This window comes from Pseudomonas sp. GW821-FHT11G12 (assembly GCF_058808055.1).
The window spans coordinates 1,201,071-1,221,476 of the sequence record NZ_JBXARH010000001.1; the positions used below are offsets into that span (position 1 = coordinate 1,201,071).

General features: G+C 53.3%; 14 protein-coding genes and 1 pseudogene. 8 read left to right on the forward strand and 7 right to left on the reverse strand.

The window, feature by feature from the left end:
* Positions 1-244 precede the first annotated feature (244 nt).
* From AC1RR7_RS05455 to AC1RR7_RS05465, 3 genes and pseudogenes are all read right to left on the reverse strand, one after another.
* The gene (locus AC1RR7_RS05455; protein WP_493156508.1) at positions 245-1,372 is read right to left on the reverse strand and encodes a DUF3800 domain-containing protein; all 1,128 of its coding nucleotides are present in this window, start codon (positions 1,370-1,372) and stop codon (positions 245-247) included.
* A 338-nt stretch (positions 1,373-1,710) separates the two neighbouring features.
* Positions 1,711-2,208, reverse strand: a complete 498-nt coding sequence (locus AC1RR7_RS05460; protein ID WP_493156509.1) for a 3'-5' exonuclease — start codon at positions 2,206-2,208, stop codon at positions 1,711-1,713.
* A 65-nt stretch (positions 2,209-2,273) separates the two neighbouring features.
* Positions 2,274-2,453, reverse strand: a pseudogene (locus tag AC1RR7_RS05465) (histidine phosphatase family protein); the annotation flags it as partial.
* Between the two features lie 105 nt (positions 2,454-2,558).
* Here AC1RR7_RS05465 and AC1RR7_RS05470 point away from each other — a divergent pair.
* Entirely contained in the window at positions 2,559-2,975 is a 417-nt protein-coding gene (locus tag AC1RR7_RS05470) for a hypothetical protein (RefSeq protein ID WP_493156511.1), read from the forward strand.
* Complete coding sequence (locus tag AC1RR7_RS05475; RefSeq protein ID WP_493156513.1) at positions 2,968-3,759, forward strand: hypothetical protein; 792 nt, start codon at positions 2,968-2,970, stop codon at positions 3,757-3,759. Before AC1RR7_RS05470 ends, AC1RR7_RS05475 begins: the two co-directional genes overlap by 8 nt.
* Positions 3,760-4,146: 387 nt before the next feature.
* On the opposite strand, the gene AC1RR7_RS05480 is transcribed toward AC1RR7_RS05475, so the two are convergent.
* Positions 4,147-5,094, reverse strand: coding sequence for a site-specific integrase (locus tag AC1RR7_RS05480; protein WP_493156515.1), 948 nt, complete (start codon positions 5,092-5,094; stop codon positions 4,147-4,149).
* A 196-nt stretch (positions 5,095-5,290) separates the two neighbouring features.
* Here AC1RR7_RS05480 and AC1RR7_RS05485 point away from each other — a divergent pair, with 196 nt between their 5' ends.
* Together AC1RR7_RS05485 and AC1RR7_RS05490 are read left to right on the forward strand one after the other, a co-directional pair.
* A complete protein-coding gene (locus AC1RR7_RS05485) occupies positions 5,291-6,358 on the forward strand; it encodes a DNA-binding protein (protein ID WP_493156517.1) in 1,068 nt (355 codons plus the stop codon).
* A 296-nt stretch (positions 6,359-6,654) separates the two neighbouring features.
* A complete protein-coding gene (locus AC1RR7_RS05490) occupies positions 6,655-7,347 on the forward strand; it encodes an ImmA/IrrE family metallo-endopeptidase (protein WP_493156519.1) in 693 nt (230 codons plus the stop codon).
* A gap of 124 nt (positions 7,348-7,471) precedes the next feature.
* On the opposite strand, the gene AC1RR7_RS05495 is transcribed toward AC1RR7_RS05490, so the two are convergent.
* Positions 7,472-8,767, reverse strand: a complete 1,296-nt coding sequence (locus AC1RR7_RS05495) for an ImmA/IrrE family metallo-endopeptidase (RefSeq protein WP_493156521.1) — start codon at positions 8,765-8,767, stop codon at positions 7,472-7,474.
* A 350-nt stretch (positions 8,768-9,117) separates the two neighbouring features.
* Between AC1RR7_RS05495 and AC1RR7_RS05500 the strand changes: the two genes are divergently transcribed.
* Together AC1RR7_RS05500 and AC1RR7_RS05505 are read left to right on the forward strand one after the other, a co-directional pair.
* A complete protein-coding gene (locus tag AC1RR7_RS05500; protein WP_493156523.1) occupies positions 9,118-13,704 on the forward strand; it encodes an AAA domain-containing protein in 4,587 nt (1,528 codons plus the stop codon).
* An 859-nt stretch (positions 13,705-14,563) separates the two neighbouring features.
* A complete protein-coding gene (locus AC1RR7_RS05505; RefSeq protein ID WP_493156525.1) occupies positions 14,564-15,985 on the forward strand; it encodes a Shedu immune nuclease family protein in 1,422 nt (473 codons plus the stop codon).
* Positions 15,986-16,042: 57 nt separating this feature from the next.
* Here AC1RR7_RS05505 and AC1RR7_RS05510 read toward each other — a convergent pair whose 3' ends face one another.
* Positions 16,043-16,357: a DUF7693 family protein gene (locus tag AC1RR7_RS05510; RefSeq protein WP_493156527.1), complete on the reverse strand. Its 315-nt coding sequence runs from the start codon at positions 16,355-16,357 to the stop codon at positions 16,043-16,045.
* A gap of 110 nt (positions 16,358-16,467) precedes the next feature.
* On the opposite strand from AC1RR7_RS05510, the gene AC1RR7_RS05515 reads away from it, so the two are divergent.
* Both AC1RR7_RS05515 and AC1RR7_RS05520 read left to right on the forward strand, forming a co-directional pair.
* Positions 16,468-17,133, forward strand: coding sequence for a nitroreductase family protein (locus tag AC1RR7_RS05515; protein WP_493156529.1), 666 nt, complete (start codon positions 16,468-16,470; stop codon positions 17,131-17,133).
* Positions 17,134-17,368: 235 nt separating this feature from the next.
* Complete coding sequence (locus AC1RR7_RS05520; RefSeq protein WP_493156531.1) at positions 17,369-18,994, forward strand: RNA repair transcriptional activator RtcR family protein; 1,626 nt, start codon at positions 17,369-17,371, stop codon at positions 18,992-18,994.
* A gap of 127 nt (positions 18,995-19,121) precedes the next feature.
* Here the strand turns inward: AC1RR7_RS05520 and AC1RR7_RS05525 are convergent, their stop codons facing one another.
* Positions 19,122-20,189: an HNH endonuclease gene (locus tag AC1RR7_RS05525; RefSeq protein WP_493156533.1), complete on the reverse strand. Its 1,068-nt coding sequence runs from the start codon at positions 20,187-20,189 to the stop codon at positions 19,122-19,124.
* Positions 20,190-20,406: the final 217 nt, after the last annotated feature.

The following is a 20,406-nucleotide window of genomic DNA, read 5'->3' on the forward strand; positions in this document are numbered from 1 at the left end:
TCTGCGCGAAGTCGTCGCGAGTGGAGGCGAAAATAGAAGCCCTGGAGCCGCGAACCTCCGGGGCTTTGTTTTTCTACTCGGCACCACGTAGGCAATCAACATGTCTGCCATTCCAGGACTCAATTCTAGTCCTAGGGGAAGTATGTCGCTCCATGTTCCAACAGTTTTCAGGGTGGCACCCAGCTTCATGAATGCGCGCTCACTGGACTCTTTGCTACCTAGTTTCCTGCCCTCCTTAAGCTGTCTATGCCGCAGAGTACGGTGAAAATCTCAAGCTGCGCCCCATGTTTGCAATTGCCTCCGGCATTCCCTCCGTAAGGCTCAATCCTTGCATCGCACGCTGATGCAGTTGATGTAGCACAAGGGTATTAAGCTGGGAGCGCTGAGACCTGAGTCTGAGCTCGTCCGTGTCCGGTACGACGCTGCCGTAGTGTGCTTGGCGGGCGATAATGTGTCGCCAACGGTCAGAGGCCTCATCTCGTGCTCCGGAAAAAACGTATACGGCCGCTGCGGCTATGGCATCAGCGATTTGGATACCGTGGGTATCATGCGAGGACGCGAACTCTATTGGGCCAGACAGATTGAATGTGATGGGATGCTCCTCGCCCCCAAAATCAGATGTAATCTTTTGGGTGTTACCGACCATCGCATTGAAGAGCTTTTGGTTGTGCAGCAGCGGCTTTGAGTGATCACACACTGCCGTAAGCACAGCATACTCGCTTCCCCAGTTTGCCAAGAGGGTATAGAGGGCTGTGTTGGTTAGATCTAGCACCCACTTGCCCGTTTCGCCGTTAGTCAAAGACTCCAGTTCGCTCCGGATATCCTGGTGCCGGACTTGGGCAAACTCACGAATCAGCCTGATGGTATCGGAATGCTCCGCGACCGCAGAGGAGGAAAAAATAGTTTCGAGGTTTTGCCCCGTGCCTTCCCGCATTAGGCTTTCGAACTCAGCAAAAAGCTCTTCCGCGCCTGCGCCTCGTGCGGTGAACTCCATGTAGAGCACGTTTGCGATGAAACGGTGGAAACCTATTCCATAGAAAATGGAATTGATGCTGGAGTAGCAGGGTTCAAAAATATACTCATGAAATTTCCCCGCGAGGGCAAATTTCTTGTCAGAGATGGAGATCTTGATTCGGCCATCGAAAGCATCCAATACCTCCGTAATGACCTTCCTGCCCTTCGAAAACTTCACCAGATTGGCGCCTTTTAGCTCGCCACCTTGAATGTTGTACTTTTTGGTCAGTTTCTCAACCAACGCTCTTGCCTCGTCGTCGTCAGTAGCGACCGAGGCGTAAGCAAAGTAATTTTGCCTGGGGTGTAGAAGGTTGTTGCCGGTAAAGCCTGATTCATCGAAGTAGATCTTTTGCGACATTTCATGTTCCTTATGTGGGGATGTCGACGGCCGCTGACAGCAGCGCATGAGGGGCATATGCGGGAGAAAAACTCCAAACCTGCAGCGGTGGTTACCTAATGGTTCGGGGAATTCTAAACTCTGGAGGCAAGGTAGTCGCACTATCTTGTATCAACTGACTAGCATGGACGGTGTACTGTAAAAAGCGGAATAGCTTAACGAGAGTAAATGGCGCTGCCCACCATCCAACTGCGCTAGTGCGGTGCTGTTAATAATGTGGGCATCGCTTCTTCGGGCATCTGGGCCCGGCTAAAGCAGGTAGTCGGGCGAGCATCTCGTTCATGAGGTAAGCAACATTTCTAGCATCGCGTATCGGCATGCCATTTCCTGGCATTGAAATGTGGCAGGCCCTCGAGCAGGGAAGGGCACCCAGCTAAGCCAGCATCGCGCTCAATCTGTCTTGCGTCATAGTCGCCCCACGATGCCCAAGCCGCGTTTGGATAATTCGCAGCAAATGTTCGTAGCTCGTCGCCGACCTCTCGATAGATTCGGGCGCCTTCCACGTCTGCTTGTTGGATGGAGGTGAGTTTTTTGCAGAAATCGGTAAGGGTAGGGTTGATCTGAGGTCGAACGAAACGCCGGAACTCATCGACGATCTCCAGCGACTCCAAATCGATCACCACCAGGCCAATTTCAATCGTTTCCATTTGATCGGGGACGACTACAAGCGGCCTTGATGACTCAAATTCGTCCACCTGATCACAGGTTGCCTCAAGGTCTACGCAATAGAGGTAACGGTATGGCGCGAGGAGGTTATGGATTGCTTGGAGGTGAAGGAACTTTGCTTGGATGCTCATGGCATGGGACACCTTGCTTGTAGCTTGTTGAGAGTAACCGCACCATCTATGTCGATTGAATCACTTACTGCCCACGACGAATCACCTAGAGCACGGGTCACGACATACCCACAACCATTAGGAACGTGATTATCGATCTCGTACCTGCGCCACTCAATCATCGCTTGGGCATCAACCCGGAGTGACTTGCGCTCGATGAGCCAAGCTACCGCGTTAAGAAATTGTCCGTGCGAAAAGACTAGGATGTAGAGTTCAAAGCTCTGCCACGTTTCTTGTGGTACAAGGCTACCTGCTCATCTGGCGTCCTGGCGATTCAGACAGCAGAACAAACTATCTGGAAGGTGTGGTTAATGAAGATATTCAGCGCAAACGATATTGAGAGCTTGGAGGCTCTTGGCACCGTAGCTGAGCTGCGTCAGCAATTGCAGGAGGTGGTGTCTCCACTCAAGGTCGAGGCTGAATCCTATGATGACCTTCTTAAGGTCATTCAGGTTTTGCAGGAGAAATGGGTGGATGCTGTTCCTGGCCCATTCGTTAGTCGTAAAGCGGAGGTCATTTTTTACCTCACCAAGCTCGAAGGTGATCAGCGGCGTCAATTGCTTGGCCTGACGGAGGAACATTTCGAAGACGCGGCATTGGCCAAAAAGTGGTTCCGCTCGCTAAGGCAATTGGTGCACAGTGACCGCGAGGGTGGAAGTGACGAAGCATTCTTGGCACTGCAAAAGATCTACAAACTCGTGAATTTTGTGGGTGACGAAGATGAGTGATGATCACAATCTGCCGACCATTCAGCCCGCATCCTCGCTAGACCTCAAGCTGCCAGATCCTCCTAAGCATGTCCGTCCTGCTGTTGCTGCTAAAATTCAGCAAGCTGTGATGAAGCATGGCGCTTACAACAGCCAAGGTGAGGTTCTGTTAAATGCGAAGGGGCTCCCGACGCTTCTCCAAACAGATCGGGCTGGAGCGAATTTGGTAATGGCTGGTCTAGCTGACGAGCAGATCGTTGAGGATGGCAAAAATTTGATGGTGAAAGCAGCCCCCTTAAACCAAGAAATTTCACGCCGAATCCAAGAGCCAAGAGATGCAGTTCAACTTGAGGCCCTGAAATACTCAGAGGCTTGTCTAAACTCGGTACGCGATAATCCAGAGCTAGAGAAAACGCGGCTTGTGCTTGAGTCAAATAATCGCAGGGACATGCCAGGCGTAAAAAAAACAGTGCGAAGCGATTCAACGCACTGTCTCTCAGGGGCTGCTCTAGACCCTAACGCACACGTACATCATCTGGAGAGAGTCGCTGATCAACCGCTAAAAAGCGTTGCCCCCCAAAATATGATCGCTGTGAATAATGGCCCCCATCAGACTATTCACCAGGCCGAAGCGCATACTCCAGAGGCCGTTAACCAACTTGCTGAACAGCTGGGATGGCCTGGGCGCGTACCAACTGCCGACACGCCAATCATATCAACCCCCTCAGCCGATCAGCCTCTGCCTGTAGAGAAACCTGTTGGGCAGGTTGATGGAAAAGCTCCCCATGTAGAATCGAAACCCTAGGAGCGATTTTTGCGCCGATCCAGGGTGGGATGATGTTTGAAGTTGATTCGCTGACGAAATCGTCAGCGTCTTCGTAGGGGTGGCGCACATAGAAATGAAGCCTGTGTATGAGATTAGTCGTAAGCGAGCAGTGAACACATATTGCGTTACAGTTGCAGAGCGGGGAAAGACTGACGATTGGTGCTCCTAGAGTTCTAAAAATCCACCTTGCGCACTTACATGGTTTGCCATTGATGGCGCGATGCTTTATCCGATTGCATTCTTATGTGCGTCCATAAATTCAAAATGCAGGTCTTGGCACTGGCGCGTTAGGCCGGCGCCTCAATCGAACTGCTAAGCCGCGAGCAGGGGGGGGCTTTGCGCAAAGCACATCTTGCAGTGGGGAGGTTAAAGAACTTCCATTTTAGGTGCAGATGGTTTCAGGGCAAGCTCACCGAAAGAGCGGCCCGCATCCACATAACGGAGCGCCGACTTCATATCCTTCCAGCCCACATAGCTCATCAGTCCTTTGATGTCCCACCCATTGGCGGACGCCCAGGTTGCAAAGCCTCGTCTCATTGAGTGACTGCTATACAGCTCCGATGGCAATCCTGCCTCTTTGAAAATGCGACGGAGCACAGGTATCAGGCTATGCGGCTGCATGAGTCTGCCTGACAGATTGCCCCAGCGATCAATCCGCTGAAACACAGGGCCTTTAGCGATACCGGCAACTGTTATCCAGTTGATGTAGGCCTCCACAGGGCAAAGCATGGTTAGGGCCGGCGTCTGGAACGTGGTTCCTTCATGCTGGCGATCACCCTTGGTGTAAGGCAGAAAAAAGGTAATGCCTTCACCACTGACAGCTTGGGTATCCTCGACTGTTAGTCTGGCCAACTCATCGCCACGAAAGCCACGCCAAAACCCAATCAAGATAATCGCCACCGAGCGACGATGACGCACCAGCGATTTGTAATCTCCCCGTTCAATCGCAGCTGCAGCTTCCTCTTCAAGCCATGTGACCGCCTGCTCTAGGTGCTTCAGCAGCAGTGGGGCGGCCTGTTTCACTCTTGCGGGATGCACGACCTTGATGCCCTTGATCATCTGGCGAACATCAGGCGTTTTGGTTGGATCAGGGAAGCCCTGGGTGATGTGCCATTGCGCAAGGGCCGCCAAGCGCTGCTTCAGAGTGTTGATGGAGAGTTTGTCAGCGTACTCCGCCAAGTAGCGAACGACGCCCGCGCCGGTCGTGGGCAGGTATCCGCCCCAAGTCACTTCGAAGTGCTCGATCGCCGCCCGGTAACTTTTTCGCGTGTTCTCCCGGGTACCGGCGCTGAGGTACCGATCTGCCTTTTCCATCGTACTTTGCCTTCAAAATCGGAGCGTTTTGCTTTCCCAGCGCTACTAGGAGGTTTTCTGGGCGCCAGAAAGTATCAAGAAGCCATAAAGCACTATTATAGCTTTTTAATTATTGGACTTTACATCCACAGAATTGGTGATAGCGTGTCACGTAATTACATGACACGTAACACAGCACGAAATCGTAGGAGTTCAAATGGCTCGTGGCGGCATTAACAAGGCGGTGGTGCAAAAAGCAAGGCAGTCTCTGCTCGCTAGGGGCACATACCCAAGCATCGATGCCGTGCGTGTGGAACTGGGGAATACCGGGTCGAAGACAACCATTGCCCGGTACCTGAAGGAGATCGAATCCTACGATCCACGCCCACTATCGTCCCGCGAACGCATGGGTGAAGAACTTTCGGCAATGGTTGAAAGCCTTCTGGATCGACTCATGGAGGAGGGCCACGAGTCGATCGAACAGTCCCGATCAGCCTTTGATATTGAGCGTGTAGAGCTCCAGGCGCAGATCGCCAGCCTGCAAACTGAACTGACCGCAGCGCGTAGGCAGCTCGACACTCAGCAAGCAGCTATTGAGGCTCAGACCGCAGACCTAAAAACCACGCAGTCCTCGCTTCAGGCAGAACTGACGCGCAATGCCGGACTTAATCAACGGTGTACTGACCTTGAAGCCTTGGTCAGCGACAGGGATAAACAGATCCATTCCCTAGAGGAGAAGCATGTTCATGCGCGCGGTGCTTTGGAGCACTACCGGCAGTCCGTCAAAGAGCAGCGGGATCAGGATCAACGCCGGCATGAATCCCAACTCCACGAGGCTCAAGTGGAGAAGCGCAAACTCCAGGAAACCTTGGTGCTGAAACAGGATGACCTAACTCGTTTAAATCGTGACAACGAGCGGTTGCTTGGAGAGTCCAGGCAGCAGGTGAAACTGCTACATGGCCATGAGGCGCATATACAGACACTGACTGGCGAGATCCAAGGGCTGAAGCTGGCGGAGGCGAAATCCGCTGGGGTTACTGAGCAGCTCCAGGAACAGATCGCCACGCTTCGACAGGACGCCACGGCACTGAATGAAGCAGCAGCCAAGAGCGGCGAGCGCGAGCAGGAGGCAAGACTGCTGCTTGTCGCTGCCCAATCGGAGAATGAGCAACTCCGGCGACTGCAGGCTACCGAGACAGAGGCAGAGGGAAGCGATTCGAACACCACATTTGCGCCTGCATCCGAGAAGCCAAAGACAGCCCCCACAAAACCGTCGAGGAAGTGACCATGAACAAAGCCACGCTCAAACCGATAGGCCCCAATGAAGAATGCTCCGCGCTTCAGTGGGCTCATCAGCGACTCACCTTGATGCTGGCGAACAGCACATTACCGCCAGCTTTCATACAGCTCGACACCCGCACTCGATTGGAAACCCGAGCTAAGCCAGGTATCGAAGCGGCTGACTCGAGTAAAGCAAATTAGCAGCAGTGTGCCGAGCACCACCAGAGCATGTTCGAGGGACTTGAAAACCCTACATATTGGGTTATTATCAAGCCATGACCACTACATGCGGTGATTTGCATGGATATGCCAAGTATCGAACAAGAAGCATCCGAGCTATTGCGCATGCTCTGGCGCGACCGATATCACCTGTGGGGCGATCAAGATATCACTCCGCTTCAGGCGCGTGATCCGAGGAAGGCGGCGTTAGCGTACGGCTTTGAATATCGGGAGCTTCCGAATCTTGGTGACCCCAAATTCATCCAAGGCGGCTCCGGCCCTAAGATTGCAGGTCTGATTGATCGCCAAGCGAACCGCATTGCCATCTCCCAAGAATTCTCTCCGACGGTAAAACTGTTCACGGGTGCTCATGAGATCGGCCACCTCGCCCTACATAAAGGTGAGGTTATGCATAGGGATCGGGGGTTAGATGGCCGTCCAGTGGGCGGGCCGCGAAACCTTGAAGAGCGCGAAGCTGATTTCTTTGCAGCTTGTTTTTTGATGCCTGCGAAGCTTGTCGCCGACCGCTTCAGGCGTCTATTCCTATGTGGAGACCAGCTTCACTTTAACGATACGGTCGCATATCACCTCGATGCGCATAACATCGAAGGTTTGTTGTATGCGTCGTCAGACTCCTTGGAACGAGAGCTTGCGCTGGCGCGGTGCCAACGCTTCAATAATCTCAACGTCGTATCGCTTGCTACGCAGTTTGGGGTATCCGATTCGGCAATGGCGTTACGACTCAAGGAGCTAGGTTTAGTACGCTGGCCTTAGCTTGGCGCTTGAAACTAGGCGCTAGGTATCGATTGGAGTGTAAAAGAGTGGCGGGGTGGTATAAGACTGTACGCTCAAGCACCGCCCGACCATGCGACATAACTTCCCGACAGATGCTGATCAATCAATCCTGCCGACCTACCTCGACCAGCAGCTCCAACGCCCTAATGCGCAAACGGATCGCTGTCTTCGAAACGTTAAAATAATCGCTCAGGGAATTGCACACAGCATGAAACTGGATGACGTTGTCCCTCTGACTGTCCAGGTACAGATGGCCGTGACCACGGTTTCGGATGCCAAGATGCTGTAGTAACAACCCAAACGCAGCCTGAAAGTCCTCTTTAGGCATCAAGAGACATGAAGCGAACGTATTTGCTTGCCACTCGAGCCGCTCGACCTCCCCTTTAGGGATGGTGATGAGCTGGCTCTGGTCAATGTCCTGTGCTCGGATGGCCTCTCGTGTCATGTAGCGCTTATGACCTAGAAAGTGATGCCCCAACTCATGGGCGAGTGTGAATCGGGCCAAGTGGGATTGGCTATCTGCCGCGAAGATTTTGATCTCAAGCGGGCTGAACGTGATACTGCCGAGGGCTGGGCCCGTGTCCTCAATGAAACTCACGGATAGTCCACTTACATCAGCCTCCCTAGACACTAGCTTAGTAAGATCGACCTCTCCCCGGATGTATGAAATGGATTTCAAAGCCTGCTGAGCCAAGCGATCTATTCTGTCCCGCGAAGTGAACGCGACCCTGGGTGTTACGATTAGCGTGGGCTGACGAATCAGACTCAGATCGTTCTCTTTAAAGGCACTCTCAAGGTCGAGGCCTTTCCAGATGCCTTCCCAGCCATCCGTAAAGCCGGCAGGTGTTACGGCATAGGCGCTATAAACGGTAGGCCGAAAATCCGCCTGGGTTAGGGCGTATTCGATCTCTGCGCGCTTACGGGCTTTAGCGCTCCTCGCCCCGGTTAGCAGGGCGCGAGGAAGCTCCCATCGAAACTCAGATTGATCAAAGTAACGCAAGACACCGAAGCCTCGGTTCCGAGCAATGTTGAACGTGCCGGACTGAAACGCACTGGCGGACGCAAAAACACCCTTGGCATTGAAGCCGGCCACTTGGCTTATCTTCGAACCAAATTCTTCGATGTCCCCCACGGGCACTTTGCCGCTGTAGTTCTTACATTCGATGAGCACAAGCAACGATGGGGTTTCGAAACCAGGCAGGAACACTTCGACAGAAATGTCAAAAATGATGAAGTCTTCTCGGTCTTGCGAGTAGTAACCCTTCTTCCTGAAAATTTTGCAGCACTCAGGTCGGAACGCATAGAAGCGACCTTCATTGATCTCACGAGACAGGAACTCAAAGACCTGCTCCTCGAATCGGTCGCCCTTGGCATAGGTGCTGAGCGCTTCAATTTCCATATGTAGGGCGGACTCCTTGGTAACGGATCAGAATGTCAGTCGTGCGTGAATAGATAGCGCTCGAGAAACGGATTACCACCGGGCATGCTGGCTCTCAGCTCGGTACCATGATGGTCTTTTTTCCTACTTTTATGTCAATGACCAGAAGGTTAGCGTCCAGACAACCGCTGACGACATTGTTAGTTTGGCCCGCCGACGTCATCTGCGTATCGCTAGATTTGACTCCTTCTGATTCTCAAGGGCACTCGTCAGGAAGCGATTATTTCAAAACCACACCTAGAGGCAATATGGCATCCTTGACTCTATATTGACTGTTGAAGTCGCACCCCCTGAATCATCGGAGTATTAACATGCAACGGACGCCTAACGAGCTCCTCAGCCGACTATTCGAGTACGCAGAGGAAAGCCTCAAGGAGCTTGATCCGTCGCGCTATCAACTATCGAGCTCTGTTAATGACGTGTATCCACCGACAGGCCTTCTAGGTCTTCCTGGGCTGCACTTTGATCTCCAGTTCCCAGGCGACAATGTCTGGCTGCAAATCGAACGGCTCGAAGAGTCACGTGCTCCAGCACCAGTTGATGGAAACTATAGCTCCGTCATCAAAGCCAGTGACAATCCCACCAAGCCACCATTGCTCTCTGAGCAGGTGCTCCTCCAGTTAATCCGCGAACAGCAAGACAAAGATCCGGGTGTGGATATCGCCGCAGTGGAGTCCGAAGTACGCGCGCAAGCTTCGGCTGCTCTTACGGCGTATCTTGTCCTGTGGCACGAATGGGCTGAGCTTGAGAAACCACGTCGCAAGACCATTAGCCTCTATGGCGACATGTTTGCATTGATGCAGCAGATGGAGACGGGAAAATCTGCTCGCGAGCTGGTATGGGGCGTGGGCGTTAGCGCTTGGACGTTAACGATCAACGATGCGCAGCAGGGATTCAATTATCCATTGTTGACCCAAGCCCTAGACATCTCTTTGAACGAGGAGAGCATGGCGGTCGAAGTTCGCCCGCGTGCCACAGAGCCGATGATCGAGTTCGATGCGCTGATCAACGCCAATATCCCTGGCGCCAGCGAGTGCGAAAGAGCTATTCGCGATCATCTAGGCAGACATGTCGACTCCCCTTTGAACCCATTCTTGCCATCGACCTTTGCTGATGTGCTCAAGCTCTCGGCCAGAAGCCTCGACAGCAAAGGCAAATATTTAGAGGTGATGGGAGATGGAGCCCACGGCTTCCCGGAACCAGGTGATACGCTGCAGATAAGCGATGCGTGGGTGGTGTTTGCCCGCCCCAAACCCAGTAACTGGCTGATCAACGACCTTCGAAAGATCCGAGAGAAACTTAAGGACTGTCTCGAGCTTCCTGCCGGCCCACTTGCGTTGGTGACCCCGGCCTCGAACATTGCAATCGATTACCAGCACGTTAACTTCCGCGGACTGTCCAGCCGAAGCATGGATGGATCTAGGGCTGAACCCAAGGAACTGTATTTCCCCCTTCCATACAATGACGAGCAGGTCACTATCGTTCAGCGTCTGGAGCACGCACCAGGGGTTGCCGTTCAGGGCCCTCCTGGTACCGGCAAAACCCATACGATCGCCAACATCATTTGCCACTATCTGGCGACTGGCAAACGTGTCCTAGTTACCTCTCGTGGCGAGCAGGCCCTGAAGGTACTCCAGTCGAAAATACCAGCTGAGGTTCGGCCTCTGACGGTTGCGCTGCTCACCAGTGACCGCGAGGGTATCCGGCAATTCCAAAGCTCGATTGAGGCTATCCAACACCAAGTTTCGCAAATCAATCCATCACTTGCTCGGGGTGAGATTGATCGCCTGCACCAGTCCATTGATCTTGCTCATACCGAGCTGGTGAGGCTTGATCGACGCGTCAATGAGATTGCCCTGAGTCAGCTTTCCGAAATCAAAGTAGGCGATGCCAAGTATCGTGCGGAAGAGCTTGCTGAGCTTCTGATGAAGGGCGGCGACCAGTACGCCTGGTTTGACGACGAACTTTCATTGTCTCCCGAACACTCGCTGCCTTTTGACGATGACTTCGGTAGGAGCTTAAGACAGGCCCGTCGCGACCTAGGGCGTGACCTTGTCTATATCAATTCCAGTCTGCCTGAGGTTGAGCAATTACCAGCAGCGGTGGAGATCGGCAAGCTCCACGGCTCACTCTGCCAGCTAAAGTCGCTCGAATATGCTCTAGGTAAGGGGGATCTCATACCCCTGACATCCGACAGTGAAGCCGTTGTTGCTGCCGCCAATAAGCTAGATCTGGAGCTGGGTCAGTGCGAAGAAAAGTTTGTGACGTTGCACGACGGCGGGGACTGCGAAATTCTTTGGGCGCAGAAGCTGCGACTCAAGGCGGCTGGTGGACGATACGACAGTGAAATCTCAGTCCTAGTAGGCATGCTTCCAGCCGCCCAGGCTTTGATGCAGCGGCGCAAGGTCATGCTGGAAAACTTTGTTGAATTCCCAGAGGAAGCCTTGGATTGCGAGAAAACATCTGAGGCCGTGGATAGAGCTACCGAAACAGGAAAGCCTTTTGGTCTGATGAGCTTCGGAGCATCCCTAGCCAAGACACACGTCAGCAATGTCCGGATCAATGGCTCAGCGCCAAAGTCTGCCGAGCAGTGGAAGACCGTCCAGGACTACCTGAAGCTTTACGCGGACGTGAGATCCTTCACTGCGCGTTGGAATCCTCTGGCTGAGACACTGGGGATCCCGCGACTTCAAGCGGGAATGGCCCATCTGCGGCAACTGGAGATCACCGTTAGTACAGTTCAGGCTGCTCTCGAGCTCACCTCACTGTACGCCGAAAAAGTAGAGCCACTCTGCGAGGAGGTCTTCGCAGATGCGCCGGATAACTTGCATAGGCTGACAATCGTCGAGATTCGTCGCCTGCGGGATCACCTCACTCAAAATCTTGCTCGATTAGATCTCAGCATGGCGGGCGCCTCACTCGCGACTCTGCAGGCCAAAGTCGCGGGCGACGGCCCAATCGCCTGCCAGCTTCGTACATTCGTTCTGGAGTGCCTGGGCAGCCCGGATCAGGATACGCATCGGGTCGTGTGCCAGTACGTCGACCTGCTGACAGAACTACAGCGGATCAGAGAACTCGGTGGCCTCCTGAATTATGTCAGGGAGGGCGCGAATCGGGTGATGACAGCTGGAGCGGAAAAGCTCTCCGAGCGGTTGTTGACTGTCCCCGTTGAGAACGGTGCTGAAGACCTGGCTTTCCCAAGTAGTTGGAAGGAGGCGTGGCAGCATGCGCAGATACGCTCTCACCTGCAAAGCATCGAAGCGCGTCATGAACTCGTCGAGCTAAACGGCAAGCGAGTAAAACTCGAGGCTGGCCTGGCGCGTATGTATCGGGAAGTGGTGAGCCGAGCGGCTTGGCTGTCCACTAAGGCCAATGCCAGCCCGATGGTACTGCAAGCGTTAGCCGGCTACTCGACAGCGATACGCAAGATAGGGCAGGGGACAGGGCCGAACGCGGAGCGTTATCGCCGCGATGCTCAACAGTGCATGCAGGATGCTGCCGGCGCCGTGCCATGCTGGATCATGAGTCACGCCAAGATTTCAGAGTCCATGCCGGCGGAAATAGGCGCCTTCGACCTGGTGATTGTGGATGAGGCGAGCCAGTCAGATTTATGGGCTTTGCCGGCTATCGTCAGGGCCAAAAAGGTACTGGTAGTAGGGGATGACAAGCAGGTTTCTCCCGATGGCGGTTTCAAATCCGGCAAGAGGATCGGCGAGCTTCGTAACCGGTTCCTGAATGACCAGCCCTATGGCGCCGACATGACGCCGGATAAATCTCTTTACGATTTGGCATCGCGAGTCTTCGCAGGCCACATGGTTATGCTGCGTGAGCATTTCCGCTGCGTCCCTCCCATCATTTCCTATTCCAACCAGTTCTACGGCGGCGCGATCCAGCCCCTTCGAATCCCTCGACCATCCGAGCGCCTCGATCCACCGCTTGTGGACATCTATGTCAAAGAAGGAGTGCGGAACAAGAAGGGCTGCAACAAGCTTGAGGCCGAAGCCATCGTTGAAGAAATCCAGGCACTTATCAAGGACGACAAGTATGCGGGTCGCTCGATTGGCGTGGTGACGCTGCTAGGGGGCATGGAACAAGCCAAATTCATCGATTCGCTAGTACGTGAACGATGCCCGGCCGTGGAACTCCATGCTCGCGAATTTGCGTGTGGTGACGCCAGCACCTTCCAGGGAAGCGAGCGCGACATCATCTTCATTTCCATGGTCGCAGATCCAGAGAACTGCCATCCGCTTTCAGGCAATGCTGCTGAACAGCGGTTCAACGTAGCCGCTAGCCGTGCGCGTGACAGGATGTACCTGATTCGCTCGGTCACTCTTGATCACCTCTCCCAGAAAGATGTTCGTCGTACACTCCTCGAGTACTTCAGCAAACCGCTAACTGAGCAGGAGGTCGATCAGGATGGCCTCATCAAGCTGTGCGAGTCTGGGTTTGAGCAGCAGGTATTCAGCAGATTGGTTGAGCGGGGATACCGCGTCATCCCGCAGGTGAAGAGTGGGGCATTCAGGCTCGACATGGTCGTAGAAGGCGCCAACGATAATCGTCTGGCCATCGAGTGTGATGGGGACGCTTTCCATGGCCCTGATCGCTGGGAGGCAGACATGAATCGCCAACGTATCCTCGAACGTGCAGGCTGGACGTTCTGGCGGTGCTTTGCTTCATCTTGGAGCATGCATAAGGAAGAAATCTTCGGAGAGCTACTCCAGCGCCTGGCTGAACTGGGTATCGAACCAACCCATGCTTTGGAAAAGCTTCCGTCTGTAGTAGAGCTACGGGAGTGGGCATCCGCGGTTAGCACATCCATGGATGAAGATGACGAAGACATCGGCGAGTTGACAGTACCTCCGGCTACCGGCGAGGAGCAGCAAGTCTTAGCGATTTGAAGATCTGAATGACTGCGCGCAAGAACAACTTGTGCGCGGCAGTCCTAGGCTGGCTTCTTCGACGGAGCAGCTGGCGATGAAGATTAGACTTTGTGGCCATCGGCAATAGGCCTGGCAATCTCAGTGCTATCGTCGGGATCCGCAGGTCTCGATCATGTTGTCGAACAAGCGCCTTAACAAAATTTCCAACCGGAGTTAGACGAGCACTCACGCCCGCGACAGCTTTGAATGCTTTCCAAGGTAGATCTATGGCTATTGAATTAAGTGAAGAAGAAATGCGGAAGGCACTATTCGGAGCGAGTGTGGATCCGGTGACGCCTACGCAGCACTATAGCTTCTGGCAAAGAGTTCCCGTTGGACTTCATGAATTTCAAAGTGTCGAAAGGCGCCACATTCGAGCGTGTGCTAATCATGCCTACGGCGCCAATAAAGTCCTTCATTCAGAAACAGATCTATTTGTAATCAACATCAGCGGCTACCTTTTATGTTGCAGCTACTCGGGCCAAGCAAAGCCTGGCGATCATCATCGATAAACTTGGGAGCTCGAAACTGCCGGTTTGGGTGCCGTAACTGAGAGCAGCAGGGCGCCTGCGAGGGGCAAACTTTAGTTCTAGGCAACAACCTATATTTTCTCTGGCGCAATCACTATATGGGGTTACCCCAGGGACTGGTTAGCTAGGTGCGGCGTTTAGGGTCGCAAGGGCTGACAGGGCAAGTCCCCCGACTTTTTATGCTGTAAGAGCATTGCACTGTCAGCTCAACCAGCCTTCGCTAGGCAATATCGCGGACAGTCCTTGACATGTGTGCTTCATGTTCACCAACCAGCGATACCAATAACAATCGTCATGGAGATAGAGCAATGGAAGGGCCTAAGCAAACCTCGCAGGACATGTGGAATGGGGAGGACGTGCTTGAGCCCAGCTTCATCACCATTCGCCGGCCGTTGGAAAGCGGCTTTTGCGTTGACCTGTATCTTCAGGTCTTCGAAAAAGTCTCCATGGACAAATGGCGGTCACTGCCCGAAGACAGATGGCATCACCTAGCAACGATCGAGCCTGGCTGGATTACGATGTATCCCATCTACACCAACCCACACACTCAGCGCTATCGGAGCCCTAAGAACGGAAACGTGGGTTGCATCCAGTACAGCCATCAGTCGACGCGCGACTTTCCAGACACTCCGGATGATGCCGTGCTCTACATCGACGTCAGTCTCCCTCGCAAACTGTTTGATTCCTGTGATGAAGGGCTAGGGCTTGTGAAACAGCTCACTCCGCTCTGGCGAGGCTTGCGATTCGCTCCTGGTTTAAAAACCCTAGTCATATCGGATGATAGTGACACCTCGATCACAGACGACATTGTCTTTGTGAGTGAGGCGAGGGTGGATGAATGCCGTAGAACATGCATGCGGATTGCCCGGGCCCGAAAAAAGAGTGAGACGTCAGCCCAGTTGCACTGGGTGATGAGCCAGGTGTTTCCGACGCTGATGCCCAACGTGGTGTTCGAAGGCAGCCGCCCTGTGCTGGCGAGCGATACAACAGCTCGTAGAGTCAACAACTCGATTGCACAAGCCGCTGTGAGAGCCCGGCGTCACCAGCTTAGGGAGGTGAAGGTCGGCGTTGAGATGCTGGCCAAAGAAGCGCCTCGCGAACTTTTCGAACTGCGAGCGGAAATCGAGAGGGTCACTCTGGCTGTGATGATCGAAAAGTTCGAGACCATGCTTGGCCAGAACCTCAGCGAGGCACACTGGCAGCAGTTCTTCGAAGCCAACCTGTTCATCCTAGGAATGGTGTTCGCGCGCCCAGTAGCGCTTCTGCACACTCAGTTCCATGCTCGGGGATCCATGTTGAATGGAGCTGGCGCTCACATCGGCGACCTGCTTTTCTCGCAGGGACGCGAGCTGGCCATCGTGGAGATCAAGAAGCCTTCCACCCCTCTCATGCAAAGCCGGCCGTATCGCAATCGCGATGTATTCGGCCCTCATCTACAGCTCAGCGGAGCGATTACTCAGGTATTGCATCAGCAAGGTCTGACGCGCACCAACTGGCTGTCACACCTGCAAGATCCGACGATGCGGGACTTGCATCCTGACACAGCGAGGTGCGTCGTCATTGCAGGTACCAAGCCAACCGATGAAGGTCGCCGGCGCAGCTTCGAGATATTTCGTAACGCCTGCAAGGACGTCGAGGTCGTCACTTTTGACGAGTTGCTAGGTAAGCTGCAACTGCTGGCTCAGCATTTGGCGCCCGCAGACCCAGTCGAGATTCCAGATATTTTTTGAAGGCCGAGCCGCATGCGATTCTGACTGAACGCCCCTGCAAGAAAGCGCCGCGGCCAATCAAATATCTGCCAGCATCTTTTCTATCTGAGCATGTTCCCACGTGCTCAGAAGCTCGACTGGGTCAGTCCCGAATTGCTGCGATGAATTGAAGATGTAAGCTCGGCCGTCTGGGCTATAACAGCTGTCGCAGTAATCGAGAGTGTCGCAATCGTTGTAGAACGTGATGACCCATCCATCGGCTTCAACGGTCATCATGCCGCAGTACATTTCAGTCCATGACTTCTCACCCAGACGGCGCATGGTGCGAACACCCAAGGCAAGTTCGCGAAGCACCTGATAGGCCTCGCGGGCGGTAAGAGGTTTTGCTGGCAAACTAAACGCCCTGTGTGGATCTGTTTAGCGTGCATGGTATATGAAACTTCGCCAGGGAGGCGTGCCGCGCTTCCGGCGATTTGGTAGGCTCGACCTCTTAGAGATCTCGAATGACAGCCAACCCTCAATTGAAACTGGCTGCCCGCTACGGCGCGGCAGACATCTCTCCCCTCAAGTCATGGAACGAGACGATCGACTTACTGCTCAATCATCGCAGCGTTCGTGCCTTAACTGATCGGCCACTGCCCGACGGCACCATCGAGACCCTGATCGCCGCGGCGCAGTCAGCCTCAACCTCATCAAACCTGCAGGTCTGGAGCGTTGTTGCGGTTCAGGATGGCGATCGAAAGGCTCGTCTCTCAGCTTTGGCAGGAAACCAAGCCTATATTCGCCAGGCGCCTCTGTTCTTCGTCTGGCTTGCCGACCTCTCCAGAGTAGCTCGAGTGGCTGAGCAGCAAGAGGTGGAGCTGGAAGCAGTGCCTTACCTTGAAAGCTTGCTGCTCGGGACGATCGACGCAGCCCTGGCGTCGCAAAACGCAGTAGTAGTTCTGGAGTCGTTCGGGCTCGGTAGCGTCTACATTGGGGCCATACGTAACGACATTGAAGGGGTTGCAAAGGAGCTTGGTTTACCTCCTCAGGTCTATCCCGTTTTCGGCCTCTGTGTCGGTTATAGGTATGGTGCGGATGGGGCCTTGCTAGATTCAGTTAACTTCGTCGACATAATCCTGACCGCGGAAACCATGCTCGAGGCTGGAGGTGTGAGCTGGGGCGGGTAGTGACTGCTGTGATCGGGGCTCGAGCACGGGGACTGATGAAAACCCAGGTTGGAAGGCCGCAGCATTAAAGGTGCAGGGGCTCGCGCATGAAGGACTTGACCATGTTTCTGATGCTATCGAGTGTAATGAGGAGGCCCTGAGGTCACTCACGACCATGGAAAAAACTCTACGAGGTTCAACGCTTACATGCTTAACTTTCAGGTGAGCAAGCCTAAGGGATAAATCAGGGAGGTATATGTCCAAGTCGATCATGATCTCGTTTCTCAGTACCTCCCTGGACGGTGGTACCCAAGACAAACGCCGCACAAAGTGGCGTCCAAACGTCGGGCTCGCACTGGCGAGAGAACCGCAGATCGATCGCATGATCCTTCTCTACGAAAAAACTGACGAAGACCTAGCATACCGGGTCAAGGACGACGCTAACCGAATGCGTAGCGACTTTGATGTTCAATTGATAGAGACGAGCCCAAGCTCCTCCAATCTGAGCTCAACCTATAGGAACGTGCTGCGGCTCAGTGATGTTCTCAGGTTCGACCCAGCTGATCAGTACTATCTAAACATTACTACTTGTACGCCCATCCAGCAGATTTGCTTCTGTACCCTTGCAGAATCGCGCCGCTGGCCGGTTGAGCTCGTTCAATGCCTGGACGCGAAGACTGGTGATTTAGCTTCCAAGATACAAGTCATCGACCTGGATCTTTCAAGATACGACGTTATCCTCAACCAATACCCAATGGGCCACCCTGAGAGCATCAGCTTTCTCAAGGATTATATCGCTACGCGAAACGTCTACTACAACGAGATGGTCGAGAACATCCAAAGCACTGTACTGTGTTCGCAGAGTCCAATCTTGCTAAGCGGCCCCTCAGGCGTTGGAAAAACGGTCATGGCGCGCCGGCTGCACCAGATCAGGGCACGAACTACCTTGCTCACTCAACGTTTTGTTGAGGTGAACTGCATAGCCTTGAAGGATGCCTTAGCGATGTCCGCGTTGTTCGGTCATAAGGAGGGGACATTGGTTGGCGTCACGAGCGCCCAGAAAGGTGCACTTCAATTTGCAAACAAGGGGATGCTGTTCCTCGACAACATCGATGAACTCGGGTTGTCCGCGCAGGCGTTGCTCCTGCAGGCGATGGAAGATAAGTTCTTCACCCCATTGGGTTCCCGTGAGTCCATAAATTGCGACTTCCAGCTGATTGCTGCGAGCAACAAGGATCTTGAGGGAATGGTCAAGAAGGGCCAGTTTCGAGCAGATTTGCTGGCTAGGCTCGCCACGTGGGAGTTCAGGTTGCCGCCGCTGCGTCAACGCTTGGAAGATATTGAGCCTAACCTTGAGTATGAACTCCGAAAATCGACGAACCGCCTGCCTTATGTCCAACGGTTCTCAACAAAGGCGCTGACGCGATACCTAAAGTTCGCTGCTTCTGAGGAAGGCGCATGGATGGCAAATTTCCGGGATCTGTCGACCTCTGTCGAGCGGATGATCACGCGCTCCGTTGACGAAAAAATTTCTGAAGATGCTGTCGAAGTAGAGATCGACACACTTCGGGCCAAATGGGCTGCCCTAGGGTTCAATTATGTAGAACTTGGAGGGAACAGTTCAATGGTATCAGGTGCAAACGCCGCAGAGGATTACGTAAGCATGCTCATACCTGATCATAAACTTAACGTTTTCGAGCAGAACCAACTGGATTATACCATCCGCATGGCATTGAACTGTCCAAGCTATGCAGAGCTTGGTAGGCGCCTGTATGGGAACGCCGTAGGCAACAACCCCTCACAGAAATCTCGCGACTATCTTTTTAGATACGGATTGAGCTTGGAAATGATCAAGGAGAAGCTCCGGGCTTCAAGAGGCTGAGAGATGTGGGCGACCGATTTCACGCTGCATGGTATATGCTAGGATTACACGCAGATGAAGAGAGGAGGGTGAGCCCAATGAAGTAGTAGGGTGTTGGCTAATAGCGATTTCTTCGCGGAATTCGGCTCTACCTATCGATCTGGTCACTGACACTTCGTATAGCCATTACGCTTCCTACAATGCAGTACTTAGCACCTGCCCACCCAACTTTACTAACCAACATGAAGCTCGCCAATTTTCTTTGACCGCAAAGCCAATTAGATCTTGCTAACTTCGACGTACTCTCACTCAAGTCGAATACAAAAGTAATCTCTACCTTTCTAAATCTACATGTGCCTCTAATTAACGTTTGGTCGGTATTTGCGGACGGTAAATCATCGAAAGCATGCTCACCATGAAAGCAAATAAGATCCCCCGTGTGCACAGTACCGATCACTGATGCCTGCCGATCTGTAGGGTAGATATTCTTAAGGGTACGTATTCCCAAGAGTTCAAATAAAATGTCAAACATGTATGAATACAGAGCCAAGCCGCCGTTGCCTTGGTAAGGCGAGGGTGCATCTTGGGCGTAGATTGGAACTCCCTCTGTGTCGCATAGGCCTTTCGAGAACAGAGATTGAAAGCGCGGTAGTTGGTTAAGCTCTACTTTTGTTTTAACAACCTCACAAAGACCGTGTAGGTTGAAGTACCACCAATTCAGCTCTCCACGCTTACTGTGACTCTGTATAGTGGAGATAGAATCGCATTCCTCGTAGTAGACTTCCCAAGTTTTTTTGGCAGTGACCAGCCAGTCATTCATTGGGCCGCTTTGAGAGCCACCTCGAGCAGGACGCGTGGCTTTAGCCTCAATCTGATGATATTTACAGAGAATCGCGAGGTTATTAGGTGAGTAATTGCCACCGGCAGCCAGCGGTATGATGGCGTGCGCTACGATTGTTTGGTTAGGCAGTCGACAAATGCAGCACATCCCGCGGCTGGCATCCAGTACATCACTCAACGTGTTAATGGGGATTGCAGGAGGCTCATCAAACTGTAGTGATTGCCGAATTTCGGGGGCGATTCCAAGTTGCAACAACTCCCAATCGCTTTGTTGTCGAAGTTTTGGAGGCGTCCAGCCACTGGCGTGGAGGTTTTCAGCCAGCGATGAGTCCATTCCCAATGCTAGTAGTTCGAGGACAGCACGGTTGTTCTTCATAACGTCCATCCCTGGCTACGAAATGTCTGATCAGTATGCATCACTGCTGCGCACTCAGTACAAGCCGTGGGTAGTATCACTGATGCGTGGTAAGCGATCCGCTGGTCACTTATAAACGTAGTACGCGGTGTCGTTTCGGATGACGACAGCAGTTCGCGTTCCCCGCAGATCCAGCGACCCCAGAGCTCGCGCGCGAGCAACAGTCTATTACCATATA

Excerpts from the sequence above, each read along its gene's own strand:
- AC1RR7_RS05455 (WP_493156508.1), bottom strand. The coding sequence starts at position 1,372 with ATGTCGCAAAAGATCTACTTCGATGAATCAGGCTTTACCGGCAACAAC.
- AC1RR7_RS05460 (WP_493156509.1), bottom strand. The coding sequence starts at position 2,208 with ATGAGCATCCAAGCAAAGTTCCTTCACCTCCAAGCAATCCATAACCTC.
- AC1RR7_RS05470 (WP_493156511.1), top strand. The coding sequence starts at position 2,559 with ATGAAGATATTCAGCGCAAACGATATTGAGAGCTTGGAGGCTCTTGGC.
- AC1RR7_RS05475 (WP_493156513.1), top strand. The coding sequence starts at position 2,968 with ATGAGTGATGATCACAATCTGCCGACCATTCAGCCCGCATCCTCGCTA.
- AC1RR7_RS05480 (WP_493156515.1), bottom strand. The coding sequence starts at position 5,094 with ATGGAAAAGGCAGATCGGTACCTCAGCGCCGGTACCCGGGAGAACACG.
- AC1RR7_RS05485 (WP_493156517.1), top strand. The coding sequence starts at position 5,291 with ATGGCTCGTGGCGGCATTAACAAGGCGGTGGTGCAAAAAGCAAGGCAG.
- AC1RR7_RS05490 (WP_493156519.1), top strand. The coding sequence starts at position 6,655 with ATGGATATGCCAAGTATCGAACAAGAAGCATCCGAGCTATTGCGCATG.
- AC1RR7_RS05495 (WP_493156521.1), bottom strand. The coding sequence starts at position 8,767 with ATGGAAATTGAAGCGCTCAGCACCTATGCCAAGGGCGACCGATTCGAG.
- AC1RR7_RS05500 (WP_493156523.1), top strand. The coding sequence starts at position 9,118 with ATGCAACGGACGCCTAACGAGCTCCTCAGCCGACTATTCGAGTACGCA.
- AC1RR7_RS05505 (WP_493156525.1), top strand. The coding sequence starts at position 14,564 with ATGGAAGGGCCTAAGCAAACCTCGCAGGACATGTGGAATGGGGAGGAC.
- AC1RR7_RS05515 (WP_493156529.1), top strand. The coding sequence starts at position 16,468 with ATGACAGCCAACCCTCAATTGAAACTGGCTGCCCGCTACGGCGCGGCA.
- AC1RR7_RS05520 (WP_493156531.1), top strand. The coding sequence starts at position 17,369 with ATGTCCAAGTCGATCATGATCTCGTTTCTCAGTACCTCCCTGGACGGT.
- AC1RR7_RS05525 (WP_493156533.1), bottom strand. The coding sequence starts at position 20,189 with ATGAAGAACAACCGTGCTGTCCTCGAACTACTAGCATTGGGAATGGAC.